Annotated in this window: 25 protein-coding genes; 16 read left to right on the top strand and 9 right to left on the bottom strand. The window is 71.9% G+C overall.

The annotated features are described in order from the left end of the window. Positions 1–6 precede the first annotated feature (6 nt). A complete protein-coding gene (gene cydB, locus HNR73_RS17980; RefSeq protein WP_184788645.1) occupies positions 7–1,005 on the top strand; it encodes a cytochrome d ubiquinol oxidase subunit II in 999 nt (332 codons plus the stop codon). Positions 1,006–1,128: 123 nt separating this feature from the next. On the opposite strand, the gene HNR73_RS17975 is transcribed toward cydB, so the two are convergent. Beyond that, the gene (locus tag HNR73_RS17975) at positions 1,129–1,848 is read right to left on the bottom strand and encodes a hypothetical protein (protein WP_184788644.1); all 720 of its coding nucleotides are present in this window, start codon (positions 1,846–1,848) and stop codon (positions 1,129–1,131) included. A 121-nt stretch (positions 1,849–1,969) separates the two neighbouring features. Between HNR73_RS17975 and HNR73_RS17970 the strand changes: the two genes are divergently transcribed. Then, on the top strand, positions 1,970–2,482 hold the full coding sequence (locus HNR73_RS17970; RefSeq protein ID WP_184788643.1) for a GNAT family N-acetyltransferase: 513 nt from the start codon (positions 1,970–1,972) through the stop codon (positions 2,480–2,482). A gap of 9 nt (positions 2,483–2,491) precedes the next feature. Here HNR73_RS17970 and proC read toward each other — a convergent pair whose 3' ends face one another. From proC to HNR73_RS17955, 3 genes are all read right to left on the bottom strand, one after another. Continuing rightward, positions 2,492–3,298 (bottom strand): pyrroline-5-carboxylate reductase, encoded by an 807-nt coding sequence (gene proC, locus HNR73_RS17965; protein ID WP_184788792.1) that lies wholly within the window; start codon positions 3,296–3,298, stop codon positions 2,492–2,494. A 1,450-nt stretch (positions 3,299–4,748) separates the two neighbouring features. Next, complete coding sequence (def, locus tag HNR73_RS17960) at positions 4,749–5,279, bottom strand: peptide deformylase (protein ID WP_184788642.1); 531 nt, start codon at positions 5,277–5,279, stop codon at positions 4,749–4,751. Between the two features lie 77 nt (positions 5,280–5,356). Then, complete coding sequence (locus tag HNR73_RS17955; protein WP_184788641.1) at positions 5,357–5,986, bottom strand: hypothetical protein; 630 nt, start codon at positions 5,984–5,986, stop codon at positions 5,357–5,359. Positions 5,987–6,135: 149 nt separating this feature from the next. On the opposite strand from HNR73_RS17955, the gene HNR73_RS17950 reads away from it, so the two are divergent. Next, positions 6,136–7,074: an EamA family transporter gene (locus HNR73_RS17950; protein ID WP_184788640.1), complete on the top strand. Its 939-nt coding sequence runs from the start codon at positions 6,136–6,138 to the stop codon at positions 7,072–7,074. Here HNR73_RS17950 and HNR73_RS17945 read toward each other — a convergent pair. Beyond that, entirely contained in the window at positions 7,071–8,261 is a 1,191-nt protein-coding gene (locus HNR73_RS17945) for an MFS transporter (RefSeq protein ID WP_184788639.1), read from the bottom strand. The two genes, HNR73_RS17950 and HNR73_RS17945, sit on opposite strands and share 4 nt — an antisense overlap. A gap of 119 nt (positions 8,262–8,380) precedes the next feature. On the opposite strand from HNR73_RS17945, the gene HNR73_RS17940 reads away from it, so the two are divergent. Beyond that, a complete protein-coding gene (locus tag HNR73_RS17940) occupies positions 8,381–9,682 on the top strand; it encodes an amidase (RefSeq protein ID WP_184788638.1) in 1,302 nt (433 codons plus the stop codon). A 72-nt stretch (positions 9,683–9,754) separates the two neighbouring features. Further along, complete coding sequence (locus tag HNR73_RS17935; protein WP_184788637.1) at positions 9,755–10,435, top strand: hypothetical protein; 681 nt, start codon at positions 9,755–9,757, stop codon at positions 10,433–10,435. 36 nt (positions 10,436–10,471) lie between these two features. On the opposite strand, the gene HNR73_RS17930 is transcribed toward HNR73_RS17935, so the two are convergent. Beyond that, positions 10,472–11,476, bottom strand: coding sequence for an ROK family transcriptional regulator (locus HNR73_RS17930; protein ID WP_221330971.1), 1,005 nt, complete (start codon positions 11,474–11,476; stop codon positions 10,472–10,474). 133 nt (positions 11,477–11,609) lie between these two features. Between HNR73_RS17930 and HNR73_RS17925 the strand changes: the two genes are divergently transcribed. From HNR73_RS17925 to HNR73_RS17915, 3 genes are all read left to right on the top strand, one after another. Then, positions 11,610–12,896, top strand: coding sequence for a Gfo/Idh/MocA family protein (locus HNR73_RS17925; RefSeq protein WP_184788635.1), 1,287 nt, complete (start codon positions 11,610–11,612; stop codon positions 12,894–12,896). A 194-nt stretch (positions 12,897–13,090) separates the two neighbouring features. After that, complete coding sequence (locus HNR73_RS17920) at positions 13,091–14,563, top strand: MFS transporter (RefSeq protein ID WP_203686736.1); 1,473 nt, start codon at positions 13,091–13,093, stop codon at positions 14,561–14,563. A gap of 45 nt (positions 14,564–14,608) precedes the next feature. Further along, positions 14,609–15,754 carry a winged helix DNA-binding domain-containing protein gene (locus HNR73_RS17915; RefSeq protein WP_184788634.1) on the top strand — a complete coding sequence of 382 codons (1,146 nt, stop codon included), beginning with the start codon at positions 14,609–14,611 and terminating at the stop codon, positions 15,752–15,754. Positions 15,755–15,760: 6 nt separating this feature from the next. Here HNR73_RS17915 and HNR73_RS17910 read toward each other — a convergent pair whose 3' ends face one another. After that, a complete protein-coding gene (locus HNR73_RS17910; RefSeq protein WP_184788633.1) occupies positions 15,761–16,384 on the bottom strand; it encodes an FMN-binding negative transcriptional regulator in 624 nt (207 codons plus the stop codon). Positions 16,385–16,529: 145 nt separating this feature from the next. Between HNR73_RS17910 and HNR73_RS17905 the strand changes: the two genes are divergently transcribed. The 6 genes from HNR73_RS17905 to HNR73_RS17880 all read left to right on the top strand — a co-directional run bounded on the left by HNR73_RS17905 (position 16,530) and on the right by HNR73_RS17880 (position 21,708). Next, the gene (locus HNR73_RS17905; RefSeq protein WP_184788632.1) at positions 16,530–17,930 is read left to right on the top strand and encodes a DNA-3-methyladenine glycosylase 2 family protein; all 1,401 of its coding nucleotides are present in this window, start codon (positions 16,530–16,532) and stop codon (positions 17,928–17,930) included. Positions 17,931–17,994: 64 nt separating this feature from the next. Then, entirely contained in the window at positions 17,995–18,507 is a 513-nt protein-coding gene (locus tag HNR73_RS17900; protein ID WP_184788631.1) for a methylated-DNA--[protein]-cysteine S-methyltransferase, read from the top strand. Between the two features lie 12 nt (positions 18,508–18,519). Beyond that, entirely contained in the window at positions 18,520–19,251 is a 732-nt protein-coding gene (locus tag HNR73_RS17895; RefSeq protein WP_184788630.1) for a 2OG-Fe(II) oxygenase, read from the top strand. Continuing rightward, positions 19,241–19,513 carry an Ada metal-binding domain-containing protein gene (locus HNR73_RS17890; protein WP_184788629.1) on the top strand — a complete coding sequence of 91 codons (273 nt, stop codon included), beginning with the start codon at positions 19,241–19,243 and terminating at the stop codon, positions 19,511–19,513. Before HNR73_RS17895 ends, HNR73_RS17890 begins: the two co-directional genes overlap by 11 nt. Positions 19,514–19,618: 105 nt before the next feature. Next, complete coding sequence (locus HNR73_RS17885) at positions 19,619–20,758, top strand: alkaline phosphatase PhoX (protein ID WP_184788628.1); 1,140 nt, start codon at positions 19,619–19,621, stop codon at positions 20,756–20,758. Positions 20,759–20,847: 89 nt separating this feature from the next. Then, on the top strand, positions 20,848–21,708 hold the full coding sequence (locus HNR73_RS17880) for an SGNH/GDSL hydrolase family protein (RefSeq protein ID WP_184788627.1): 861 nt from the start codon (positions 20,848–20,850) through the stop codon (positions 21,706–21,708). Positions 21,709–21,721: 13 nt separating this feature from the next. Here HNR73_RS17880 and HNR73_RS17875 read toward each other — a convergent pair whose 3' ends face one another. Then, positions 21,722–22,957, bottom strand: coding sequence for a PucR family transcriptional regulator (locus tag HNR73_RS17875; protein ID WP_184788626.1), 1,236 nt, complete (start codon positions 22,955–22,957; stop codon positions 21,722–21,724). 138 nt (positions 22,958–23,095) lie between these two features. Between HNR73_RS17875 and HNR73_RS17870 the strand changes: the two genes are divergently transcribed. Next, positions 23,096–24,058: an acetylxylan esterase gene (locus HNR73_RS17870; protein ID WP_184788625.1), complete on the top strand. Its 963-nt coding sequence runs from the start codon at positions 23,096–23,098 to the stop codon at positions 24,056–24,058. Positions 24,059–24,285: 227 nt separating this feature from the next. After that, a complete protein-coding gene (locus tag HNR73_RS17865) occupies positions 24,286–24,564 on the top strand; it encodes a DUF2277 domain-containing protein (protein ID WP_184788624.1) in 279 nt (92 codons plus the stop codon). Positions 24,565–24,585: 21 nt separating this feature from the next. Here the strand turns inward: HNR73_RS17865 and HNR73_RS17860 are convergent, their stop codons facing one another. Further along, a complete protein-coding gene (locus HNR73_RS17860) occupies positions 24,586–25,302 on the bottom strand; it encodes a GNAT family N-acetyltransferase (protein WP_184788623.1) in 717 nt (238 codons plus the stop codon). Between the last annotated feature and the right edge of the window lie 92 nt (positions 25,303–25,394).

Raw genomic sequence — 25,394 nt, 5'->3', positions numbered from 1 at the left:
ACAGCCATGGAACTCGTCAACATCTGGTTCATCCTGATCGCGATCCTGTGGACCGGGTACTTCATCCTGGAGGGCTTCGACTTCGGCGTCGGGGTGCTCCTGCCCGTCCTCGGGCGCGACGACACCCGCCGCCGCGTCATGATCAACACCATCGGCCCCGTGTGGGACGGCAACGAGGTCTGGGTGATCGTCGCGGGCGGCGCCACCTTCGCCGCCTTCCCCGAGTGGTACGCCACGCTCTTCTCGGGCTTCTACCTCCCGCTCCTGCTGATCCTGCTCGCGCTGATCGTGCGCGGGGTCGCCTTCGAATACCGCGGCAAGCGGCCCGAGGCCTCCTGGAAGCGCCGCTGGGACGCCTGCATCATCGTCGGCTCGCTCGTCCCGGCGTTCCTGTGGGGCGTGGCCTTCGCCAACATCACCAAGGGCGTCCCCATCGACGCCGCCGGCGAGTACACCGGCGGGCTGTTCAACCTGCTCAACCCCTACGCCATCCTCGGCGGACTCACCACGCTGGCGCTGTTCACCCTGCACGGCGCGGTCTTCATCGGCCTCAAGACCGCCGGTGACATCCGCGACGCGGCACGCGGTTTCGCGCTGAAATTCGGCGTGATCGCGACCGTCCTGGCCGCCGGATTCCTCGTGTGGACCGGGCTGCTGCACAAGAGCGGATGGTCGATCGCCATCTCGGCGATCGCGGCCGTCGCACTGATCGGCGGACTGCTCGCCACGCGGATCGGCCGCGACGGATGGGCCTTCACCGGGACCGCCGCCGCCATCGGCCTGGCCGTCATCGCGCTGTTCGTCGCGCTGTTCCCCGACGTCATGCCCTCCAGCACCAACCCGGCCTACAGCCTCACGGTGCACAACGCCGCCTCGACGCCGTACACCCTGAAGATCATGACCATCGTCGCGGCCGTGTTCACCCCACTCGTCCTGCTCTACCAGGGCTGGACCTACTGGGTCTTCCGCAAGCGCATCACCACCGCGCAGATCCCCAAGGGCTAGACGCACAGGGACCCGGCCGCCGAAGCGACCGGGTCCCAACGCGCGGTGGTCGTCACTGTCGCGGGTCCGGCCCGCGAGCCGGCCCGGATCCGCACCCGCGAACGCGAGCCCGGATCCGCACGCCTAACTCAGCTCGGCGAGCCGGGCCTCGACGTCGGCGAGCTGCTGCCGGAGCCGGTCGGCCTCCTCGGAGGCGGCGACCCTGGACTGCTCCACGATCTCCTCCACCACGGCCGCGACGGCGGGCGACTCCAGGGAGTTCACCAGCTCCACGGCCTTCGACGCCTTCACCGGGACGGGACGGGCGATCATCTTGGTGCCCTTGCTCGCCGACACCGACCACTCGTCGTCCTTGAACGTCAGCGACACCGTCAGTTCGGGCCCGGCCTTCGGCTTGGCCGCCGCCTTGCGTCGCGGCGCCGGCCTGTTCGCGTCGACCGGGTCGGCCTGACGCGGTACCGCCGCACCGGACTCCTGATCGCTCATCGCACCCCTTTTCGTCGTTCCATTCGAACCGTTATCGACGTCATTGTGACGCTCGGCCAGGAGGGGAGCACCCTGAGGTGGGGTGATCGCCGGTTCCTCCGGCTCGGCCGCCGGCTTGCGCGTCGCCCGGCTCAGTTCACCGCGCGCGGGGATGCGCACGTCGGCCGCGGAGAACGGCAGTTCGTCATTGCCGAACCGCACCGTCACGAACTCGCCCTCGGCGGGCTCCTCCAGCCGCATCACCTTCCCGACCCGACCGGCGATCTGGCCAGCCGAGTCGGTGAACACCACCTTCGGATGTTTCCCGGACGCGAGGGTCTCCTCGATGACCTGAACATCCGCAGTGGACAAACCCATCTCCGGACACCACCTTTCACTGCGCTTCGCACAGTTGTACCAAGAACCTCTGACAACCCGACCCCGCGCCCCACCGGCAAAAGCGCTACCGCGAACCCGGGGGCCCGGCGAGAATGGACGGATGATCATCCGTCGCGAGACGCCCGAGGACCACCGCACGGTACACGCCGTCCACGTCGAGGCTTTCGGCCGTGACCTCGAAGCGGATCTGCTGGATCGCCTGCGTGGCGACGAGAGCTGGATTCCGGAACTGTCCCTAGTGGCCGCTGACGGCGACCACGTGGTCGGTCACGTCGTGTGCACGAAGGCCACCGTCGGAGGCGCGCACACCGTACTCGGCCTCGGCCCGATCGCGGTGGACCCCTCCCGTCAGGGCGCGCGCGTCGGGTCGCTGCTGGTGCACACGGCCGTCGCGACGGCCGACGTGCTCGGCTACCCGCTGATCGTGCTGCTCGGCGACCCGGCGTTCTACCGCCGTTTCGGGTTCGTCCTCGCCCACACGCTCGACGTGCACCCGGCGTTCGACGAATGGCGCCACGCCTTCCAGGCGCGCACCCTGAGCGCCTACACGCCCGAGGTGCGCGGTCCCTTCGCCTACGCCACGCCCTTCAACGACCTGCCCACCGAAGGCTGAACCGAAACCTCAGTCCTGCTCCGCCGCGATCTCCCGCGCCCGATCCCGGGCCGCCTCGACCGCGTCGGCGACCGCCGCGCGCACCCGGTGCCGTTCCAACTCGCGGACCGCGTTGATGGTCGTGCCCGCCGGCGACGTCACCGCCTCGCGCAGCTTCACCGGGTGCTCGCCCGTGTCACGCAGCATCGCCGCCGCGCCCACCGCGGTCTGCACGATCAGGTCATGCGCGACCGCGCGCGGCAACCCCAGCAGGATCGCCGCGTCCGTCATCGCCTCGACCAGGTAGTACATGTACGCGGGACCCGAACCCGACAAGGCCGTCACCGCGTCCTGATGCGCCTCCGGCATCCGCAACGTACGCCCCAGCGGCCGGAACAACTCCTCGGCGACCGCGAGATGCTCATCCGTCGCGTGCTCCCCCGCCGACACGACCGTCATCGCCTCATCGACCAGCGCCGGCGTGTTCGTCATCGCCCGCACCACCGGAGTCCCATCCGGAAGACGCTTCCCGAAAAAAGACGTCGGCAGACCGGCGCACAACGACACCACCACATGGTCCGACGTGAAACACCCCGCCAACTCGGCGAGCAGCGCCGCCGCATCCTGCGGCTTCACCGCGACCACGACGACCCCCGCACGCGCCACCGCCTCGGCATTCCCGACGACCTCGACCCCGAGCGCCGCCGACAACTCCACCGCCCGCTCCGGACGCCGAACCGTCGCCAGCAAAGTCCCCGCAGGCCGCCCCGCCCTACGCAAACCCGACAGGACCGTATGCCCGATCTTCCCCGCCCCGAGAACCGCCACCGTCACCATGGAAAACTCCTCACCCGCCGCGTCACCGACCGTCGACACTGACGGCAAGGCCATGACGGGAGCTTATTTGGTGAGGTGGGGGAGGAACGGGAGGGTGGGGGAAGCGACACTCGCCCAGCGGGAGGCAGGTGCGGCCTGGGTGCCGGTGTGCGGGGAGCTGCGAAGCGGGGGTTCGCGGGGCCGTGTCTTCGGTTCCCGGTGTGGGCGGGCGAGTGAAGCGGGGGCTCGCGCTCGCTGGCCGTGTCACCGGCGGGGCGGGGGCGGGGCGGCAGGCGAAGCGCCGCTCGCGCTTAGCGGGGGCGTGTCTTGGGTTCCCGGTGTTGGTGGGTGAGGTTTTAAGGGCCTGTGCTTGTTTGGGCGGCGCGAACGAGACCGCCTTGCGGGTATGGGATCGGGCTGCGGCCCGCCGCCGGTGCCGGGTTCCCGGCGTGGCGGGCGAGCGAAGCGAGACTCGCCGTGGGCGGGACAGCACTGCGGCCGGGTCCCCGGCGTGAGTGAGCCGCGAAGCGAGGCTCACGCTCGCGGGATCGGCGTCTTGGGTTCCCGGTGTTGGTGGGTGAGGTTGTAAGGGCCTGTGTTTGTTTGGGCGGCGCGAACGAAACCGCCTGGCAGGCATGGGATCGGGCTGCGGCCCGCCGCCGGTGCCGGGTCCCCGGCCTGGCTGGGGAAACGCGGCCGGGTACCCGGCGTGGGCGGGCGAGCGGGCGAGACTCGCCCATCGAGGGAGAGCTGCGGCCCGGTCCCCGGCGTGCGGGGAGCCGTGAAGCGATACCCGCCGTTGGCGGGACAGCACTGCGGCCGGAGTTCCCGGCCTGAGATGAGCCGCGAAGCGGGACTCGCGTGCGCTGGCCGCGCCTCTGGCTCCAGGCCCGGGCGAGCTGTGAAGCGGGGGCTCACGCTCGCGAAGCCGCGTCACCGGCGGAGGCGGGGGCGGGGCGGCAGGCGAAGCGCCGCTCACGCTCGCGGGACCGGCGTCTTGGGTTCCCGGTGTTGGGTGGGTGAGGTTGTAAGGGCCTGTGTTTGTTTGGGCGGCGCGAACGAAGCCGCCTGAGGGGTATGGGATCGGGCTGCGGCCCGCCGCCGGTGCCAGGTCCCCGGCCTGGGTGCGGAAGCGCGGCCGGGTTCCCGGCGTGGGCGGGCGAGCGGAGCGAGACTCGCCCATGGAGCAGCAACTGCGGCCGGGTCCCCAGCCCGAGTGAGCGGCGAAGCGGCGCTCACCCCTGGCTGGATGGCTGCGGCCCGGGGCCCGGGGCCCGGGGCCCGGGCCCAGGCGCGCGCGAGCCGCGAAGCGGAACTCGCCCGAACGCGCGGGTTCACCCGCGGCCCGTCACCGCCGAGTCCCCGCCCACGCGCGAACCGCGACTCCCGGTCACCGCTCGGATCGGACCCCGCTCAGTCCAACCCCGCTCAGTCCAACCCCGAACCCCGTCCAACCCCGAACCCCGCCCCGTCACCCACGCTCCGAGAGTCCCGCCTCCGTGAGCAGGGCGACACGAACCTTCCGCGGCAGCCGATCCACGTACAGCGTCCCGTCCAAGTGATCCGTCTCGTGCTGGAAGCAACGGGCCAGAGTCCCATCACCCGTGTAGACGACCGGCTCACCACGCACGTCGAAACCCCGGACCGTCGCCGTCTCCGTGCGCGCCAGTTCGTGATACTGCCCCGGCACCGACAGGCAGCCCTCCAGGTCCGTCACCAGCTCGCGTGGGACGGGCGCGGGGTCGAGCACCGGGTTGACCACATGCGCGACGAGATGCTCGCCGGAGGCGTCGGGGCAGTCGACCACGAAGACGCGCGCGTCGACACCGATCTGGTTCGCCGCCAGCCCCACGCCGTCGGCGGCGTACATGCTCGCGAACATGTCGGCGACCAGCGCCTCCAGATCGGCGTCGAACCTCTCCACGGGCGCACACGCCTGGTGCAGCGGCGCCGTCCCGTAATAGACGATCGGCCGCGCGGTGCCGGACGGTACGTCGCTCATCGGAGGCTTCCCCGTTCCCCCCGGAACCCCGGGGACTTGTTGCAAACTATTGGCAACAAGCATACGGAGTCTCCCGGCTACGCCACCGCGACCGCCTGCCGCACCGGCGCCTCCTCGCGCGCGACGGGAAGTGCCCAGGCGAGCAGCCCGAAACCGGCCGCCAGACCCAGCTGCGAGATCACCCCGAGCGGCCAGTAGATGTGCTTCTGCGAGAACAGGGCGCTCGCGGCGACGAGCACGACACCGCCCGGGATCGCGCGCGCGCCGACCCCGCGGTACAGCACGACGGCCGTGAGCACGCCCGCCGCCACGAAGCAGTAGGCGCCGAAGTAACCCAGGTCGTTGCCGACCACGAACAGCGACGTGATCGCGGGATCCCGCCCGTCCGGCGCGTGATGCCCTCCACCGGCCGACAGACCGTCCTGCACGAGCGTTCCCGTCCCGACCCCGGCGAGCGCGTCGAGGGCGCCGTAGTACCCGATGTACAGGAAGGCCGCGATCCGCGAGGCCCACGCCAGGGGCCCACCGATCCCGCGCAGCAGCACCCAATGGCCGACCGCGAGCAGCGGGAAGACCGCCGCCAGGATGATGTGCATGTTCGTCCACCAGGGCGCCGACGCCGCGCTCAGCTCGTGCGGGTGCGAGACGCCGATGCCGGCGAGGACGAGGGGCGGCGCGACGACCGCCGCGAGTGTGAGCCAGCGCATAGTCGCCGATCCTACGGCCGTGAGACCGTTCCGCAGGCCACCGAAACGCCCGGCCGGCCGGTCCGTCCGGCGCCGGTCACGGCCTGGACGCTCGCCGGACTCCGGTGTGGCGTCCGCCCCTCATCGACGATCTTCCCGGGAGCTGCCACGTGTCCGTCCACTCGCGCGCCTCCACGACCGGTCTGCTGCTCATCCTGTGGGCCTCGTTGTGCTTCGGGTTCTCCGGTCCGCTGGCCAAGACGATCATCAACGCCGGCGTCGGCCCGGTACCGGTGACCTGGCTGCGCGTGGTCGGCTCCGGGATCGCGCTCGCGCTGGTCGCGCTGCCGGTGCTGCTGCGCCGGCCGAAACTGCCCTGGGCCGGGCTGGTGGCCTTCGGGCTGGCCGCCGTCGCGGGCGTGCAGGTCTTCTACTTCCTCGCCGTGTCACGGCTTCCGGTCGGCATCGCGCTCCTGCTGGAGTTCACCGGGCCGATCCTGGTGGTCGCCTGGATCCGTTTCGTGCGACGGACGAGGCTCCCGCGTTCGGCCGTCATCGGGACGCTGGTGAGTCTCGCCGGCCTCGCCGTCGTCGTCGAGGTCTGGTCGGGTCTGCGTCTCGACGCCCTCGGCCTGCTCGCCGGTGCCGCCGCCGCCCTGTGCCAGGCGGTGTACTTCCTCGGCGGCGAGAAACTTACCGAGAGCGTCGACACCCGTGTGCTCCTGGCCAGCGGCTTCCTCATCGGCGGTGCCGGGCTGACGCCGTTCGCGCGGCCCTGGGACGTCGACTGGTCGCTGCTCGGCACGCAGGTCTCGCTCGGCGGGGTGCACGTCTCGGCGGCCCTGGTCGCGGTCGCGCTGGTCGGCAGCACGGTCCTGGCCTACCTCGCCGGGATCGCCGGGCTGAAGTTGCTCTCGGCCGCCGTCGCCGGTGGCATGGCCTACCTGGAGGTCGTCGTGGCGACCCTGGCCGCGTGGCTGCTGCTGGGGGAGAGCCTCACGACCGCGCAGATCATCGGTGGTCTCGTCGTGCTCGGCGGCGTGTTCATCGCGCAGCGCGCGGTCGGCGCGCGCCAGGAGGTCGACCTCGCCGTGCTGGAGAAGGCCTAGGAACGACGCGGGATCCACTTCGCCAGCGCGCCCGCGCCGGCCATGCCCACCACGCCCATCGCCAGGATCGCCGGGCCGAGCGTCGCCACGGCCGCGATGCCGCTGACCAGCAGCGGCCCGCCCGCGTTGCCGAGGTCGGAGCACAGGCGCCAGCCGCCGAGGAAGTTCGCGCGGCCGACATCGGGGGAGGCGTCGGCGCCCAGGGTCATGATGATCCCGCTGCCGATGCCGTTCCCGAAGCCCATCAGCATCGCGACGGCCAGCAGCGTCCCCGCGTTGTGGGTCAACGGGAGCAGGAACAGCGACACCGCCATCACGAGCATGCAGGGAACGGCCACCCACACCCGCCCGTAGCGGTCCATGATCTTGCCCGCCGGATAGAACATCGCCATGTCGATCGCGCTCGCGAGCCCGAAGACGATGCTCGTGGCGGCCGGATCGAGACCGAGGTACTCCGCCCACAGCGGGATGACGACCGGCCGGACCGAACGCAGCGCGCCGACGAGCATGGCCCCGACACCGAGCGTCCGGAAGGTCGGGAAGTGCTCGCGCAGGACCTTAAGCGTCCCGCCGTGCTCGGCCTTCGACTTCGGCCGGTCGGCCTCGTCGGCGCCCGGCGGACTCGGCACGGCCAGCAGTACCCCGACGGCCGCCACGGCCGTCACGAGGTGAACCCAGTAGGCGCCCTCGGTCCCGGCCCAGGTCATCGCCGCCGCTCCGACGAACGGACCGATGAACATGCCGATGCGCTGGGTGCCGCCGAGTGTCGACAGCGCCCGCGCGCGCAGCTCGTAGGGCACGGCCTCGGTGACGTAGGTGTGGCGCGCCAGCCCCCAGGCGGCCCGCGCGAAACCGGTCAGCGTGATGCCGACACCCAGCAGCCACAGCGATGGTGCCAGCGCGCACATGACCAGGGCCCCGGCCAGCGCGACCGTCGCCGCGATCATCGTCCGCCGCTCCCCGAGACGCGCGGCGAGGGCGCCGGCCGGGACGTCGGCGATGATGTTGCCGAAACCCGCGAGGGCCGCGATCAGGCCCGCCACGGCGATCGAGGCGCCGAGGTCGCGCGCGGACACCACGACCACGGGCGCGATGGCGCCCTGCCCGATGCCGAACAACAACGAGGGAAGGAAGACCGGCGCGGCGAGGGCGCGCAGGGTCACGGGGGCTGGGGCGGTGTCCGTCATCAGCCGACATCCTGTCGCAACGCGATCTTCGGCACGAGCCAATGTGGCGCTGTTCACGAGTCTGCCTCGCTATTTTCCCGCCTGGCGGGACACGATCTCCGGTACGTACCCTGACGCGCATGGAGAATCTCGTGCGGCCACGCCCGCTGGCCGTGGAAACGTCCGCCGACGACACCGGCGTGCGCGACCGCATCGCGCGCACCTGCGACCGCATCGAAGCCGTCGACGGTGCCGTCGCCGCCTTCGTGGGCGAACCGAACCGCCGCGGGCGCATGCTCGCCGACGCCGCGGCGATCTCCGCGCGCTGGCCGGACCCCGCCGCGCGGCCCCCGCTGTACGGGATCCCGGTCGGGATCAAGGACATCGTCCACGTCGACGGCCTCCCGACGAAGGCCGGTTCCGACGTTCCGCCCGAGGTGCTCGCCGGTCCACAGGCGACGGTCGTCGACCGCCTCCGCGACGCCGGCGCCCTCATCGCGGGCAAGACCGTCACCGCCGAGTTCGCCGTCCTCGCGCCCGGCCCGACCCGCAACCCGCACGACCTCGGGCACACCCCCGGCGGCTCCAGCAGCGGATCGGCGGCGGCCGTCGCCGCGGGCATGGTCCCGCTGGCGATCGGCACCCAGACCGTCGGCTCGATGATCCGGCCCGGCGCCTTCTGCGGCGTCACCGCCTTCAAACCCACCTACGGGCGCATCCCCACCGACGGGGTCATCCCCAACGCCACCAGCTTCGACACCCTCGGCGTCTACGCCGCCGACCTCGCCGGGATCGCCGTGGCCGCGCCGATCCTGTGCGACGGCTGGCGCGAGGTCGCCGACGGCCTCGGCGCCGTCTTCGGCGTCCCCGAAGGCCCCTACCTCGACCAAGCCGACGACATCGCCACCCGGGCCTTCGCCACGCACGTCGCGCTCCTGGAGAAGGCGGGCCTCGACGTCCGCCGCGTCGCGATGTTCGACGACTTCGAGCACATCCGGGCCACCCAGTTCACCATCAACCGCCACGAGCTCGCCCTCGCGCACGCCGCCTGGTACGCCGCCCATCCCGAGGGCTACCGCGAGCAGACCGTGAAGGCCGTCGGCGAAGGCCGCGCGATCAGCCCGGCCCAGTACGCCCGGGCCCGCGCCGAGCGGGAGGCGATCCGCGCGCGCTTCACCGAGCGCTTCACCGCGTCCGGTGTCGACGTGTGGATCGCCCCGGCCGCCCCCGGCACCGCGCCGGAAGGCATCGCCACCACGGGAAGCGCGATCATGTGCCTGCCCTGGAGCTTCCTCGGCCTTCCGTCGCTGACCCTGCCGACGCCGAGACCGGCGGGCGCGCTGCCGATCGGGCTGCAGCTCGTCGGCGCGTTCGGGGCCGACGAGGAACTCCTGTCGCGGGCCGCCGCGGTCGAGTCCACATTGGAGCCCGCCCGGCACTGACCGTCACCCTGCCTGGTCCGGCCTTGCTACCTTGAGGCGGCCCGTGCCACGCCCCTCGCCGAATGAGGTCACATGGTCAACCAGCCGCCCCCGTACGACCCGAACTACGGACAGCAGCCGCCCCAGCAACCCGCTCCCGACTACGGCCAAGCCCAGCAGGTCCCGGACTACGGCCAGCAGCAGCCCCCACCGCAGGCGCCCGCGTACGGCCCTCCGCCGGGCGGGCAGCTCCCGCCCCCGGCCTACCCCGCGCCCCAGGCGGGCTTCACATCGCCGCCGAACCTCGGCGGGCCAAGGCGGCCCGGTGGTGTCGCCGGGGTGATGGCGCTGTTCTTCATCATGGCCGGCGTCACGGTCGCCACCCTGATCCTCGCGATCGTCGAATACCTCGACTTCCAGCAGTACACCTACCCCGATGACTCGCTGTGGAGCCTGACCTGGTTCTTCGCCATGGCCCTCGACGCGGCCAAGATCCTCGGTCTGATCCTGGCCGGTGTCATGGTCGCCGGCGGCAAGGACGGCGCGCGGATCCTCGGTGCCTTCGTCGCGGGCGCGGTGTTCCAGAACGCGATCTCGACCGTGTTCAACGGGGGGATCATGTTCTTCGACTACGGGCACGTGAACGCCACGAGTGTCCTCTCCTTCATCTTCCACCTGATCCTCAGCGCGGCCGCGATCGTCACGGTCGTGCTCTGCGTCGGCAGGCCGCTGTCACGCTGGTTCGCCACGAAGGTCCTCGGCCGCACGGTCTGAGCCGTTCCCCGGCTGACGGCCCCCGCGCGGGGGCCGTCAGCCGAGGTCGAACAACTCCCGCTCCACCTCGTCCAGCGCGAGCCGGATCGCGCCGAGGGCGACCGAGCGGTCGGCGAGCGTCGAGGCCTCGACCTTCACCGGGTAGAGGCACAGGTCGGCGAGCTTGATCCGCAACGGCTCGATGAGGGCGTCGCCCGCCTGGGAGAGCCCGCCGCCGATGATCACCACCTCGGGGTCGATGGTCAGCACGGTCGCCGCGACGCCGGCCGCGAGCCGGTTGACCAGCTCCTCGCTGGAGGCGTGACCGTCGCGCAGGAGACGGGCGGTGTCGTACCAGCCCATGCTCCGCATGATGCCGATCTCCCCGGCGGCGCCGTGCCGTCCGGTGTGGACGCGCCCGCCGAGCAGGATCCCCGCCGAGATCCGCCGTCCGGCGAGGACGTAGACGACGTCGTCGACACCGCGCGCCACACCCCGCCAGTGCTCGCCGAGGGCGGCGAGGTTGGAGTCGTTGGCGACGACGACCCGCCCGGGAACGATCCCGGACAGCTCGGTCGGCAGATGCGTGCCGGTCCACCCGGGCAGGTGGCCGGAGAGGGTGACCTTGCCGGTCGGGTCGACGATTCCGCTCGTGCCGACGCCGAGCGCGCGCACGTCGGACAGGTTCACGCCCGCCTCGGCGGCCACCGCCCGCAGGGCCGCGCGCATCGCGGCGAGCCGGTCGGGCGCGGCCAGTTCCGGATCGACGTCGGTGCGGAAGGTCGCGCGGACGTCGCCGCCGAGGTCGGACACGACGGCGAGGATCTTGTGCGCGCCGACGTCGATGCCGAGGGCGTAACCGGCGTCGGCGTTGAACTCGTAACGCCTCGCCGGGCGGCCGACGACCCGCGGACCCTCGTAGGGCGCGCTCTCGCGCACGAGACCGCGGTTGAGCAGGTCGGCGACGGCGTCCTCGGCGGTGGGTCGCGAGACGGTCGCCCGAGCGGCGACCTCGGTGAGGGTGAGTGGCCCGGCGACGTGCAGGACACGCAGTACCGCCACGGTGTTGAGTCGACGGAGCAGGCTCGCGTCGCCCCCGCTGTTTCTTCTCATTCGGTCCCTTGACAGTCAGGCCCACCCGGTGGAGAGTCTGGCACAGCAATTATGAAAACAGGTTAAGTAATGGATGGTGCCGATGAACACCCACCACAACCTCAGGCCCGGTCTCGCCCTCGACCGGCCGCTCCGGATCGCCCTGGTCGGCGCGGGCGCGAGAGGCGCGGCCTATGCCGGCCTCGTCGCCCAGGCCCCCTCGGGCGCGGTCATCGTCGCCGTCGCCGAACCCCGTGAACGGCAGCGCGAGCAGATCGCCGCCGAACACGGCCTGCCGCCCGAAGCCCTCTTCGAGGACTGGCACGAACTCGCCACGGCGGGCCGCGTCGCCGACGCCGTCATCATCGCCACCCAGGACGCCGACCACGTCGAACCCGCCCTCGTCTTCGCCGGGCTCGGCTACGACATCCTGCTGGAAAAGCCCCTGGCGCTCTCCGCCGCCGACTGCGTGCGGATCGGCGAGGCCGTCCGCGCCGCCGAGGTGACCCTCGCCGTCTGCCACGTCATGCGCTACACCCGCTACACCAAGAAGCTCGTGGAGCTCATCGACCAGGGCGCCGTCGGCGACGTGATCGGCGTGCAGCACCTCGAACCGATCGGCTGGTGGCACTTCGCGCACTCCTACGTGCGCGGGAACTGGAACTCCATCCGGCAGGGCTCCCCGATGCTGCTGGCGAAGTCCTCCCACGACATCGACTGGCTGGCCCACGTCATCGGCCGCAGGGCCCTGCGGGTGTCGTCGTTCGGGGCGCTGACCCACTTCCGCCACGACCGCCGCCCCGAGGGCGCCGCCGCGCGCTGTGTGGACTGCAAGCTCTCCGACTCCTGCGCCTACGCCGCCCAGAAGCTCTACGTCGAAGGCCGCTACGGCGAACCGGCCCGCGACTACTTCACGCTCGTCGCCGCCGACGGGCTCGACGAGGAGTCGGTCGCGCGGGCCTTGCGCGAAGGCCCCTACGGCCGCTGCGTCTACGACCACGACAACGACGTGTGCGACAACCAGGTCGTCAACATCGAGTACGAGGGCGGCGTGACCGCGTCCTTCACCGTCACCGCCTTTACCCCCCAGGAGAACCGCCACACAAGGGTCTTCGGCAGCGGCGGGCAGCTGACCGGCGACGGGCGGCACATCGAGGTCCTCGACTTCGCCACCAACGAGACCACCCGTCACGACACCGACGCCGAGGGCGCCTCGGCGGCCGACGGTCACGGCGGCGGGGACCGCGGCCTCATCGAGGACTTCTGCCGCGGCCTGAGCGAAGGCCGTCCCGAACTGATCACCTCCGACGCCGAGGCCAGCGTCGCCAGCCACCGCGTCGTGTTCGCCGCGGAGGAGGCCAGACTCGGCGGGAAGATCGTCAAGCTGTGAGCCCCGGGCCGCCCCGGCGGCCCGGACTACGCCGATTACGGCCCTGACGTGCCCGAACGTCCCCTCGCCCGTCGGCCGTTTCGGTCATCCGCGCCCCCTCGCGGCCTTATTGTCGACCTGTCCGCAAGATCCGGTCCATGCCGCGTCCCGAGCGCCTCCGCCGACCGGCAAGGCCGATGTGGGGGGTCACGGTCATGGCGACAGCGCAGCACGCGAAACAGGCCGGCGAGCGGCATCCGCACCGGTGGCTGATCCTGTCGGTGATCGGTCTCGCGCAGCTCATGATCGTGCTCGACGCGACCGTCATGAACATCGCGCTGCCCTCCGCGCAGACCGAACTGGGCTTCTCCAACGACTCCCGGCAGTGGATCGTCACCGCCTACTCGCTCGCCTTCGGCAGCCTCCTGCTGCTCGGCGGGCGCCTTTCGGACCTCTTCGGCCGCAAACTCACCTTCATCGTCGGGCTCGTCGGCTTCGCGCTCGCCTCGGCGCTGGGCGGCGCGGCCAACGGCTTCGAACTGCTCGTCCTCGCCCGCGCCCTCCAGGGCCTGTTCGGCGCGCTTCTCGCGCCCGCCGCGCTGTCACTGCTGACGACGACCTTCAACGACCCCAAGGAACGCGGCAAGGCCTTCGGCATCTTCGGTGCCATCGCCGGTGCCGGTGGTGCCATCGGTCTCCTGCTCGGCGGAGTGCTCACCGAGTACCTCGACTGGCGCTGGTGCCTGTACGTCAACCTCGTCTTCGCCGTGATCGCGCTGATCGGCGCCATGATGTTCCTCGTCCCCGGGCTGCACGCGGCGAAGCCGAGCCTGGACATCCCCGGCACCATCGTGGTGACGGCCGGTCTGTTCTGCGTCGTGTTCGGTCTCTCGCGAGCCGAGACGCGCTCGTGGGGCTCGCCCGCGGTGTGGGGCTTCCTCACCGCCGGTGCGGTGCTGCTGATCCTGTTCGTGTTCATCGAACGCAAGGTCGCCCATCCGCTGCTGCCCATGCGCGTCGTGCGCGACCGCGACCGCGGCGGCGCCTACATCGCCGTCTTCATCTCCGGTGCCGGGATGTTCGGCATCTTCCTGTTCCTGACCTACTACATGCAGACCACGCTCGACTTCTCACCGGTCATGACCGGCGTCGCCTTCCTGCCGATGGTCGCCGGAATCATGATCACCGCGCAGGTCTCGACGATCGTGCTGCTCCCGCGCATCGGCGCCAAGATCCCGGTCACGCTGGGCATGGTGCTGGCGGCGGCCGGTCTCTTCTGGCTCACCACGATCCACGTCGACAGCGACTACGTCAGCCAGGTCATGCCGCAGCTGATCCTGTGCGGTCTGGGCATGGGGCTGATCATCGCCCCGGCGATGAACGTCGCCACGGCCGGCGTCGCCGAACTCGACGCGGGTGTCGCCTCGGCGATGGTGAACACCTCGCAGCAGGTCGGCGGCTCCATCGGCACGGCGCTGCTCAGCACCCTGGCCAACAACGCCGCCACCGACTTCGTCGCGGGCAAGCAGCCCACGCCGCAGCTGCTGGCCGATGCCGCGCTGAAGAGTTACACGACGGCGTTCATGTGGTCGGCGGTGATCTTCGTGATCGGCGCCGTCGTCTGCTTCCTCATGCTCCGCTCGGGCAAGCACGAGCCGGGCATCGACAGTCCCGCCATGGTCCACTGACCATCTAGGACTGAAACAGACCTAGATGGTCCGTACGGTGGGTGCATGAGCCTCTCCTGGACCGCTGTCAGCGCCCGCCGACTCGACCGCAACCACCTCGCCGCGACACCCGGCACCGACCCGGCGTCCATCGCCACGGCCATGTCCGGTGTGCACGCCCAGATCCTCACGGCGGGCGAGTTGTCGATCGGCCTGCGGCTGCCCGGCAGCACGAACGCGTCGGTCCGCTCGGCGATCTGGGACGACCGCACCCTCGTCAAGAGCCACGGCCCGCGCGGCACGGTCCACCTCCTGCCGACCGCCGACATCCCACTGTGGACGGGCGCGCTGTCGGCGGTTCCCACCGGGCGTCAACTCCAGGGCCCCGACTCCCGGCTGACGCCCGGACAGACCGACGAGGTGGTCGCCGCCGTCGGACGCGTCCTCGCCGACGACGCGCTCACCATCGACGAACTCGACACGGCCGTCGTCGCCGAGACCGGTCCCTGGGCCGGCGACCTGGTCATGCCCGCCTTCCAGACCATGTGGCCGCGCTGGCGGCAGGCCCTGTCGACGGCCGGTCACCGGGGCGCGCTCTGCTTCGGTCCCAACCGCGGCCGCAAGGTCACCTACACCAACCCGCACCGCTGGCTGCCCGGCTTCACGCCGATGAACGGCGACGACGCCCTCGCCGAACTGGTGTTCCGGTACCTCCACGCTTACGGGCCCGCCACGCCCCAGCACTTCGCGCGCTGGATGGCGGGACCCGTGGGATGGGCGAACACGCTGTTCGCGAGGCTCACCGAGCGCCTCGAAGCCGTCGAACTCGACGGCGAGAAGATGTGGGTCAACGCCGGGGACACCGACTTCCCCGACACCGCGCCCGAGGGCGTGCGCCTGCTGCCCTACTTCGACGGCTACGGCATCGCCTGTCAGCCGCGCGAACGGCTCTTCGCGGGCAAGGCCTTCGAGCGCGCCCTGGCTCGCGGCCAGGCCGGGAACTACCCCCTCCTCCTCGTCGACGGGACCGTCACCGGCGTGTGGCACCAGCGCCGCTCGGGACGCAAGACGGCCATCACCGTCGAGACCCTGACGCCCTTGAGTAACCGGCAGCGCGGGGAGCTCGAAGCGCGGGCGGAACGGATCGGCGAGTTCCACGGCGGACCGGCGACCCTCGAACTCGGCCCCGTCACCGTCGGCGCGCACGCCTGACCCGCGTCAGCGGCCGTTCGCCGCCCGCATCGCCGCGGCACCGGCCTCGTCGCCGTCGCCGGCCACCCCGGCGATCACCCCGTCCACATCGGCGGCCGAACGGTTCTGGTTCATCTTGAACTTCGCCTCGACCCGGTCGATGACCACCTCGACGCCCACGATCGCCCGCAGCTGACCCGCGACGAACCTCGCGGGCGCGTCGTCGACCGTCCAGGGCTCGGCCCGGCCGCGCTCGTGCTTCTCGGTCAGCCGCCGCACCAGCGCCTCCAGCCAGGCGGTGTCGTCATGGACCACGAGGCGGCCGTAGACGTGCGCGGTCAGGTAGTTCCACGTCGGCACCGCGCGACCGTGCTCGCGCTTCGAGGCGTACCACGTCGGCGACACGTAGAAGTCGGGTCCGCGCACGATCACCAGCGCGTCCCCGAGCGCCGGTTCGCTCCACTGCTCGTTGTTGCGCGCGACGTGACCGAGCAGTGAACCGCGCTCGCCGGCCTCGGGGTCGTAGACGAAGGGCAGCAGTGTGGCGAGCATCCCGCGCGCCGTCGAGGTCACCAGATCGGCGGCGCCGTGGGCCGTCAGCAGCTCGCCGACGGCGTCCTCGTGCGGCGCGAAATGGGCTGGGACGTACATCGCGGCTCCTACTCGTCGGCTGCCGCGGAAGTCTGCACCATCGCCACGCCACCGGCAACGCGCTGTGGCCCGCGCCACGTCCACGATCGCGACGTCCGATTTCCGCTGGCGGCCGGGCCCCGGACACGTCACAGTTGAGCGTGTGATGACCGGTGACAGCAGGTACGAGGCCGTCCGCAGCCGTGACGCGCGCTTCGACGGCGAGTTCTTCTTCGCCGTCTCGACCACCGGCATCTACTGCCGCCCCAGCTGCCCCGCGACCACCCCGAAACGCCAGAACGTGCGCTTCTTCCCCAGCGCCGCCGCGGCCCAGTCCGACGGCTTCCGCGCCTGCCGCCGCTGCCGGCCCGACGCCGCGCCCGGCTCGGCGGCGTGGAACAACCGTGCCGACGTCGTCGGCCGCGCCGTCCGGCTCATCGGCGACGGCGTCGTCGACCGCGAAGGCGTCGCGGGGCTCGCCTCCCGGCTCGGCTACAGCGCCCGCCAGGTCCAGCGGCAGCTCAACGCCGAACTCGGCGCCGGGCCGGTCGCGCTGGCCCGCGCGCAACGCGCCCACACCGCTCGCGTGCTCCTCCAGACCACGGGCCTCCAGACCGGCCGGGTCGCCTTCGCCGCCGGATTCAGCAGCATCCGCCAGTTCAACGACACCATCCGCGAGATCTACGCCTCGACCCCGAGCGAGCTGCGCGCGTCGCACTCCGCTGCCGGACAGCCCTCATCGGGCGTCCCCGGCGGGGGAGTGCCGCTGCGCCTGGCCTTCCGCGGCGAATACGCGACCGCCGAGATGTTCGACTTCCTCGCCGCGCACGCCGTGCCCGGAGTCGAGGAGGTCACCGGCCCCCGCGGCCGCCGCGTCTACCGCCGGACCCTGCGGCTGCCGCTCGGCGCCGGCGTCGTCGAGGTCGCCGAGAAGGCCGGGCGCTCCTGGCTCGACTCCCGCTTCCACCTCGACGAACTCCGCGACCTCACCACCGCCGCCCACCGTCTGCGCCGCCTCCTCGACCTCGACGCCGACCCCTACGCCATCGCCGAACGACTCGCCGCCGACCCCGTCCTCGCGCCCGTCGCGGTGGCACGCCCGGGCCTGCGGGCCCCCGGCGCCGCCGACCCCGCCGAGCTCGCCGTCAGGGCCGTCCTCGGCGAAGCCGACGGGGCCGCACGCGACACCGCCGCGGCTCTCGCCGCCGTCTACGGCGACGCCCTGGCCGTGCCCAAGGGCGGTCTCACCCACCTCTTTCCCGAACCGGCGGTGCTCGCCACCGCGCCGCTGACCGAGGTGGACGCCGAGCACCGCCCGGTCGTCGTGGCCCTCGCCGCCGCCTTGGCCTCGGGCGAGGTCCGGCTCGACGCCGGGGCCGACCGCGACCAGGCCGAAGCCGAACTGCTGGCGATCCCCGGGATCGACGCACGCACGGCCGCCTACATCCGGATGCGCGCTCTCGGCGACCCCGACATCTGGCCGGAGGGGCCCGCCGAACTGAGCCCGTGGCGCACCTACGCGGCCCTTCACACCGGCCTCATCGCGAGGTCCGAATCCCGCCGGTAATAGGGGTCGCAGCGCAGCAGAATTGCACTCGTCCACCTGTTGGCAATGGGAAGGAACGAATGCGATGAACGTCCACACCACAATTACCGCTCCACTCGGCGAACTGCTGCTGACCGGCACGGTTTCGCCCGAGGCGAAATACGGGATCAGGCTCACCTCACTGTCGATGCCCGGACAACGCGGCGCCGTTGTTCCCGGCCCGGACAGCGTCGCCGATCCGGCCGCCTTCGCGCCCGTCATCGAGAAGATCGAGGCCTACTTCGCCGGTGAGCCGGTCGGGTTCGACGTCGACCACACCGTGAGCGGGACCGTCTTCCAGGAGCGGGTCTGGGCGGCCCTCGACGACATCCCCTACGGCACCACGACCACCTACGGGGCCCTCGCCGAGACCCTCGGCGTTCCGCGCGCCGAGGTCCGGGCGCTCGGTGCCGCGATCGGCGCGAACCCGCTGTTGCTGGTCCGTCCGTGCCACCGGGTGATCGGTGCCGACGGCGCGATGCGCGGCTACGCCGCCGGAGTCGACCGCAAGGTCGCGCTGCTGACCCTCGAAGGCGCCCTCGCGCCGACCCTCATCTGAACGGGAGGACCCATGACCACCGCCATCGAGATTCCGCCCGCCCACGCCGACCGCGTCGCGGCCACCGACTGGACCGCCGTCAAGGCCGAGATCGACGCCCACGGCTGCGCCCCGACGGGCCCCCTCCTCACGTTGGAGGAGTGCCGGGAGATCGCGGCCATGTACGAAGACGACGGGCGTTTCCGCTCCACCGTGGACATGGCCCGGCACCGGTTCGGGTCGGGGGAGTACCGGTACTTCCGCTACCCCTTCCCCGACCCGCTGCGGGAACTGCGGGAGTCGCTGTACGAGCGCCTGCTGCCCATCGCCCGCGACTGGTGGGCCCGCCTCGGGCGGCCCGCACCCTGGCCCGACACGCTCGCCGAGTGGCTCGACCTGTGCCACGAGGCCGGTCAGACGCGCCCGACGGCGATCCTGTTGCGCTACCGCCAGGACGACTGGAACGCCCTCCACCGCGACCTCTACGGCGATCTCGTGTTCCCGCTCCAGGTCGTCATCGGCATCGACGAGCCCGGCGCCGACTACGAGGGCGGCGAGTTCCTGCTCGTCGAGCAGCGCCCGCGCGCCCAGTCCCGTGGCACTTCGCGGACCCTCGCACAGGGGCGCGGACTGGTCTTCACCACTCGCGACCGGCCGGTGCGGTCGGCGCGCGGCTGGTCGGCGGCACCCGTCCGGCACGGCGTGAGCGCGGTCCGGTCGGGCCTGCGCCACACGCTCGGCCTGGTGTTCCACGATGCGGCCTGAGGGGTCGCGGACCTACACCCTGCTCGGCGTCGACGGCAGGCCGTTCGAGAGTCCCCGCCCGGGGACTCTCGGCGGCCACCGCCGGGGCCGTCTCTACGGCCGCCTCGACTGCCCTTCGGCGGCCCGGGCCATCGCGCGCGGAGGATACGTGCGCCACCGCGTGTTCTTCGCCGACGAGGCGACGGCCGTCGCCGCCGGATTCCGGCCGTGCGCGGTGTGCCTTCCCGAAAAGTACGCGCGCTGGCGCGCGGCGAATTTGTGACCGGTCACCAAAACGTCGCCATGATTTGCGAATCCGTCCCATTTACTTCCCGGTAGCGAGCCCACCATCATTGTCCTGCCACCGTCGCATCGGCAGGAGAGATCAATGCATCGTCGCGTGTTCCTTCGTACGGTCACCGCCGGAGTCGGCGCCGTCGCCTTCGCCGGTTCCCTCTGGCAGGACGCGGCCGGGGCGTCCCCCGGAACCTTCGCCGCGAGCCCTTATGGACCCCTCGGGGCACCCGACGCCAACGGGATCGCGCTCCCGTCCGGCTTCTCCAGCCGGGTCATCGCCCGCTCGACGCACGCGGTGGGCGGAACCATCTGGCATCCCGCGCCCGACGGCGGCGCCTGCTTCGCCGACGGGGCCGGGTGGATCTACGTGTCCAACTCCGAGGTTCCCCTCGTCGGCGGGGCATCGGCGGTGAGGTTCCGCGCCGACGGCTCCATCGAGCGGGCCTACCGGATCCTCAGCGGCACCAACCTGAACTGCGCCGGCGGGGCCACGCCGTGGAACACCTGGCTGTCCTGCGAGGAGATCTTCCGCGGCAAGGTCTACGAGACCGACCCCTACGGCAACCGTGGTGCCGTCGAGCGCAAGAAGATGGGCCGTTTCAAGCACGAGGCCGCCGCCTGCGACCCCGACCGTCGCGTGGTCTACCTGACCGAGGACGAGGAGGACGGCTGCTTCTACCGCTTCGTCCCCGTCGTCTGGGGCGACCTGTCCAACGGCCGCCTCGAAGTACTCTGCGCCGCCGGGGCCAACGTGGAGTGGAAGGCGGTGCCCGACCCCGAGCCCGCCGTCTTCGAGGAGCAGACGCGCCATCAGGTCGACGAGGCCCTCCACTTCGACGGCGGCGAAGGCTGCCACTACGCCAACGGCACCTGTTACTTCACCGCCAAGGGCGACGGCAGTGTGTGGGCCTACGACCCGGGCACTCGAACGGTCCGCGCGATCTACTCGGGCGGAGGCACGCTCGACGGGATCGACAACATCACCGGTACCGCCGGCGGCGACCTCTACGTCGCCGAGGACGGCGGCAACATGGAGATCAACATCATCACCCCCGACGGCGTCGTCGCGCCCGTCATCCGCATCGACGGGCAGGCGAAGTCGGAGATCACCGGACCGGCCTTCTCACCCGACAAGACCCGCTTCTACTTCTCATCCCAGCGCGGCACCAGCGGCGAGAAGGCCGGTACGGGCGGGATCACCTACGAGGTCACCGGACCGTTCCGGCATTAGTCCGGCGACCCTCTCGCGGCGGCCCCCGCCGTGCCCTCCCGACCCCGGCGGGGCCCGCCGCACACCCACCTCCAACGAAGGAGCCGACCATGCAGTCCCGCCTCGCCTTACTCGCCCGCGCCGCCGCCGTCGTCCTGCTCGCCGCCGCGGGCGTGACCCTCACGGCCTCCGGCGCGACCGCCGCCTCCGCCGAGCGCTACGTCGCCCTCGGCGACTCCGCCGCCTCCGGCCCCCTCGTCCTGCCCCAGACACACCTCGGCTGTGCCCGCTCGGGGAACAACTACGCCGGTTACGTCGCCCGATCCCTCGGCGTCGCGTCCTTCACCGACGTGACCTGCTCCGGCGCCGACACCGCCGACTTCTACGGCTCGCAGGGCACCGACTTCGGCGACGTACCTCCGCAGCTCGACGCGCTCCGCGCCGACACCACGCTGGTGACCGTCCACATCGGAGCCAACGACATCGACCTGCTCGACCTCGCCACCGACTGCTTCAACTGGCTCCCCGCGCCCTTCGGCGACCCCTGCGCCGACGATTACGACGAGGGCGGGCAGGACTCCTGGAAGACCGCGACCGATGGACTGAAGGCGACCATCCGCCAGACCGTCGCCGACGTGCGCGCACGGTCCCCCCAGGCGCGGATCTTCGTCGTCGGATACGCCACCTACATGCCGAGGAACGGCTGCTACCCCACCGTTCCCGTGCAGGGCGGCGACGCCAACTACATCCGCGCGACCCTGACCTACTTCAACAACATGCTGCGCTCGGCGGCCGGCGAGTCCGGCGCCGGATACGTCGACCTCCAGACGCCCAGCGAAGGCCACGACGCGTGCAAGGCCCCGGGCACCCGCTGGGTCGAGCCGTACATCCCCGGCTCGATCGCGGCGCCGTTCCACCCCAACCGCGTCGGCATGGAGAACTACGCCCGCGCGGTCCTGGCGACGATCTAGCGCCCCCCGCCTCTCACCGCCCGCCGGCCAAGGCCCGGCGGGCGGCGAGCGCCGCCCCGATCCGTTGCACGTGACCGGGATCGGCCGCGTCGAGACCCGTCAGGCAGGCCACCCGGCGCAGCCGGTAGTCGACCGTGTTGGGGTGCACGTGCAGCACCGCCGCCGTGCGCCGCCGGTCGAGGCCGTTCCCGAGGTGCACCTCGACGGTCCGCAGCAGCCCGGGACTGCCGGAGAGCGGATCGAGCAGCCCGGCGAGCTCGCCCGTCGCCACGCTCGGGCGCGTGAGCTGGTACTCCAGGAGCACGTCGGACAGGCGATGGAGACCGGGCGGCCGCGCGAAAGACCGCGCCACGTCGAGGATCTCCTGCGTCAGCGTCACCGCGGCCGGGATCTCCTCGGGTGCCGCGGTGTCGGCGGCGGCGCGGACGTCGACACCGGCCGCCCGCGACATGTCGCCGACCAGTTCACCGGCCGCCGCCCAGTCCACCGTGGACTCGCCGACCGGGAGCAGCGCCAGCCCGCCGCCCGCGTCGAGGGCGGTCAGCGGCTCCTCGGCGGTGAAGGCGTCGAGGACCGCCGTCGCGCGATGCACCTTGCGCCGCCCCGCGATCGCCGAGGCGGTGCCGGGCCGGTCCTCGTCGGGATGGCGCGCGATGTCGAGGGCCAGCACCAGGTACCGCGACGAGATGCCCACCCCGGCGGGCGATCCGGCGGGCGGCTCGCCGTTGAGGAGCGCGCTGAGCACGGCGTGCCGGGCGTGCTGTTCCTGGCTGAGCATGCGTTCGCGTTCTTCGAGGTAGGCGTCGCAGACGGCGGAGGTGACCGCCTGGGTGTAGACGAGGATGAGGCTGCTGGCGGCGGTCACGTCGTCGAGGTCGCCGGGGGCGGCGTCGCCGAAGATGTGGTCCCAGACGCGACGGGCGCCGACGTGGTAGGCGGTCAGTAAGGCGTTGAGGGGGACGCCCTCCTGCGCTCGCCTGGCCGCCGAGCTGCGCAGCGGCGCGAGTTCGGCCTCGGTCGGGGCGCGCCGGTCGCGGAAGACCCCGGCGATCATGGACAGGTTGTGCGCGGTGATGCGGGTGATGTCGCCGGTGATCTCCTCGTGCGGGAGCTGCCGGTACATCGGGATCTCCTCGACGAAACCGGCGACGAGGCTGCGTGCCAGGGGCAGCCGTTGCCGTTCGACGAGGACGTGGAGGGGGCGGTTTCCGAGCGTGAGCGGACGCGCGGACGTGGCGCTTGCGGCCATGAGGTGCTCCGTTCCCGGGCACGAGCTACCCTCGTCGATCATCCCTGACCCGCCCGGCGTCGACCTGCCCGTATTCTGCCCGCAGCCGTTCCCCGGCCGCAAGGACGCGGCCGTCCGTCACCGCGTCAAGGAGCCGAGATGGTCTTCGCGCACGACTACCCCTTCGACCCGGCCTACGGGTACGACCTCGACGAGCTGCTCAAGGTCGGCGCGCCGGAAGGGCCGGCCGACTTCGACGACTTCTGGCGCGGCCTCTTCGCCGCCGCGAGCGCCGTCGACGTGACGCCCGAGCTGGGACCGGTCGAGGAGGAACGCGACGGCGTGCGCGTCCACCCGGTGAGCTTCGCGAGCGTCGGGGGAGTGCGGATCGGCGGCTGGCTCACGCTCCCGGCCGACGGGAAGGTCGAGCGCGGCGCCGTCGCCGGGCACGGTTACGGCGGCAGGGGCGACGCCGACACGCTGCTGCCGCTGCCCCGGACGGCGGCGATTTTTCCGTGCCTGCGGGGGATGGGCGAGCGCGGGCGGGTCCCGGGGATTCCCGACGTCGCCGCGGGACACGTGCTGCACGGGATCGAGTCGCGGGAGTCCTATGTGCACGGTGGATGCGCGGCGGACGTGTGGTGTGCGGCGACGGCGCTGAACTCGCTGATCCCGGAGACGGCGGGGCCGCTGGCGTACCTGGGGTCCAGCTTCGGTGGGGGGATCGGGGCGCTCGCGCTGCCGTGGGACGAGCGCTTCGCGGCGGCGCACCTGGAGGTGCCGAGTTTCGGGAACCACCCGCTGCGGGTGACGCTGCCGTGCGTGGGGAGCGGGGACGCGATTTCGGGACGGTACCGGGAGCGGCCGGAGGTGCTGGACGTGCTCGCGTACTTCGACGCGGCGACGGCCGCGCGCCGGATCGAGATCCCGGTGCAGGTCGGGGCCGCGCTGTTCGACCCGGCCGTGCCGCCGCCGGGACAGTTCGCGGTGTACAACGCCCTGGGCGGGGACAAGCGGTTGCACGTGCTGCGGGCCGGGCACTTCGCGTACCGCGGTGACGCGGCGGCGGGGCGGGAGCTGGTGGAGGCGCAGCGGGGGTTCTTCGGGGAGGTGTGGGGATAATCGAGGGGGCGGCCATGCCCTCGCCCAGGGAGTCGCCGTGCCCGCGGAAGATCCCGCCGACCCGCGTCCGCTCGAAGTCCGAGCCGCCGAGGCCCACGGCGTGCGCGTCGTGTCATCTGGTTCGGCCGCGGAACCGCCTTCCTGACCGTTTCCGGCCGGTGGCTCGCCGGTCGACGGCGTTTCCGCGTGCGGCCCACCCTGTCGTACCCCCGTCGTACGGTGGGGGCATGTGCCGCAACATCCACCGCCTGTACAACATCGAGCCGCCCGTCACCGACGAGGAGGTCCGCGACGCCGCGCTCCAATACGTGCGCAAGGTGAGCGGGTCGACGAAACCCTCGGCGGCCAACCAGGACGCCTTCGAGGCCGCCGTCACCGCCGTCGCCGAGGCGACGGCGGAGCTGCTCGCCGCCCTCGTCACTCCGGCGCCGCCGATGTCCCGCGAGGACATGGCCGCCAAGGCGAAGGCGAGAGCCGAGAAGCGTTACGGGACCTCCGCGGCTTAGCGGTCTCCCGCGTTCGGCCGCCTAGCCCGGCCGCGAGATCGGGAACCGTTCCGGTTCCGACAGCGGTAGCGCGGCGACGCCCCCCGGCCGGTCGATCGCGGCGAACAGCGCCGTCGTCGCCGGGTCGGGCCCGCGATGGGCGCCCTCGGTCTCGGCGATGTACTCCAGCATGAACGTGCGCAGCGGGTGCGACGCCAGCGTTCCCTGACGCTCCCCGGCGAGTTCGGGGTCGAGGTGCAGGATCAGCAGCACCATCCCGTACATGCGCGGCGACTCCGGCGACAGTGCGGGCTGGAAGTACGGCAGCGCGAGCGCCATCGCGCCGAAACGTTCGTAGAAGCGCAGCCGCGCGGTGGGGTCGCCGTGTTCGGGGCTGCCCGCGTGCACCGCCGGGTGTTCGACCTCGGCGAGGATCGCGCACGGCCGGTGCCGCATGCGCCACTCCTCCAGGACGTGGCGCAGCAGCTGCCGCCCGACGCCCGTCCCACGCTGCGAGGGCAGCACCGCCAGGTGGGTCAGCAACTGCACGCGCGCTCGCGCCGACCAGCGTCCGACCGCCGCCGCGACCGGCCGCTTGTCCGCGTCGAGTACGGCCGAGACGACCGTGGCGCCGTCGGTCACCTCCGCGCGCAACTCGGCGAGCGACCCCAGCTCGGCCGGCGGGAAGCTCGGGACCAGCACGTCGCGGTGGACGGCGTCGAGCAGCGGTCCGGGACCGTCGAGGTCGACCATTCTCATGAAACGGACACTAGACGCGAACGGGTCGCCTCGAAGTCCGCTCCCGTGATCACGGCCCGCCGGTGGGTGTTTTGCGGTTCTTCGCGAAGTTC

This window comes from Phytomonospora endophytica (assembly GCF_014202425.1).
GTDB lineage: Bacteria > Actinomycetota > Actinomycetes > Mycobacteriales > Micromonosporaceae > Phytomonospora > Phytomonospora endophytica.
This window is presented reverse-complemented; position numbering and strand designations above follow the sequence as displayed.

What these genes read in the sequence shown, in the direction of transcription:
- cydB (WP_184788645.1), top strand. Translation starts at nt 7, where the DNA reads ATGGAACTCGTCAACATCTGGTTCATCCTGATCGCGATCCTGTGGACC.
- HNR73_RS17975 (WP_184788644.1), bottom strand. Translation starts at nt 1,848, where the DNA reads ATGGGTTTGTCCACTGCGGATGTTCAGGTCATCGAGGAGACCCTCGCG.
- HNR73_RS17970 (WP_184788643.1), top strand. Translation starts at nt 1,970, where the DNA reads ATGATCATCCGTCGCGAGACGCCCGAGGACCACCGCACGGTACACGCC.
- proC (WP_184788792.1), bottom strand. Translation starts at nt 3,298, where the DNA reads ATGGTGACGGTGGCGGTTCTCGGGGCGGGGAAGATCGGGCATACGGTC.
- def (WP_184788642.1), bottom strand. Translation starts at nt 5,279, where the DNA reads ATGAGCGACGTACCGTCCGGCACCGCGCGGCCGATCGTCTATTACGGG.
- HNR73_RS17955 (WP_184788641.1), bottom strand. Translation starts at nt 5,986, where the DNA reads ATGCGCTGGCTCACACTCGCGGCGGTCGTCGCGCCGCCCCTCGTCCTC.
- HNR73_RS17945 (WP_184788639.1), bottom strand. Translation starts at nt 8,261, where the DNA reads ATGACGGACACCGCCCCAGCCCCCGTGACCCTGCGCGCCCTCGCCGCG.
- HNR73_RS17940 (WP_184788638.1), top strand. Translation starts at nt 8,381, where the DNA reads ATGGAGAATCTCGTGCGGCCACGCCCGCTGGCCGTGGAAACGTCCGCC.
- HNR73_RS17935 (WP_184788637.1), top strand. Translation starts at nt 9,755, where the DNA reads ATGGTCAACCAGCCGCCCCCGTACGACCCGAACTACGGACAGCAGCCG.
- HNR73_RS17925 (WP_184788635.1), top strand. Translation starts at nt 11,610, where the DNA reads ATGAACACCCACCACAACCTCAGGCCCGGTCTCGCCCTCGACCGGCCG.
- HNR73_RS17920 (WP_203686736.1), top strand. Translation starts at nt 13,091, where the DNA reads ATGGCGACAGCGCAGCACGCGAAACAGGCCGGCGAGCGGCATCCGCAC.
- HNR73_RS17915 (WP_184788634.1), top strand. Translation starts at nt 14,609, where the DNA reads ATGAGCCTCTCCTGGACCGCTGTCAGCGCCCGCCGACTCGACCGCAAC.
- HNR73_RS17910 (WP_184788633.1), bottom strand. Translation starts at nt 16,384, where the DNA reads ATGTACGTCCCAGCCCATTTCGCGCCGCACGAGGACGCCGTCGGCGAG.
- HNR73_RS17905 (WP_184788632.1), top strand. Translation starts at nt 16,530, where the DNA reads ATGACCGGTGACAGCAGGTACGAGGCCGTCCGCAGCCGTGACGCGCGC.
- HNR73_RS17900 (WP_184788631.1), top strand. Translation starts at nt 17,995, where the DNA reads ATGAACGTCCACACCACAATTACCGCTCCACTCGGCGAACTGCTGCTG.
- HNR73_RS17895 (WP_184788630.1), top strand. Translation starts at nt 18,520, where the DNA reads ATGACCACCGCCATCGAGATTCCGCCCGCCCACGCCGACCGCGTCGCG.
- HNR73_RS17890 (WP_184788629.1), top strand. Translation starts at nt 19,241, where the DNA reads ATGCGGCCTGAGGGGTCGCGGACCTACACCCTGCTCGGCGTCGACGGC.
- HNR73_RS17885 (WP_184788628.1), top strand. Translation starts at nt 19,619, where the DNA reads ATGCATCGTCGCGTGTTCCTTCGTACGGTCACCGCCGGAGTCGGCGCC.
- HNR73_RS17880 (WP_184788627.1), top strand. Translation starts at nt 20,848, where the DNA reads ATGCAGTCCCGCCTCGCCTTACTCGCCCGCGCCGCCGCCGTCGTCCTG.
- HNR73_RS17875 (WP_184788626.1), bottom strand. Translation starts at nt 22,957, where the DNA reads ATGGCCGCAAGCGCCACGTCCGCGCGTCCGCTCACGCTCGGAAACCGC.
- HNR73_RS17870 (WP_184788625.1), top strand. Translation starts at nt 23,096, where the DNA reads ATGGTCTTCGCGCACGACTACCCCTTCGACCCGGCCTACGGGTACGAC.
- HNR73_RS17865 (WP_184788624.1), top strand. Translation starts at nt 24,286, where the DNA reads ATGTGCCGCAACATCCACCGCCTGTACAACATCGAGCCGCCCGTCACC.
- HNR73_RS17860 (WP_184788623.1), bottom strand. Translation starts at nt 25,302, where the DNA reads ATGAGAATGGTCGACCTCGACGGTCCCGGACCGCTGCTCGACGCCGTC.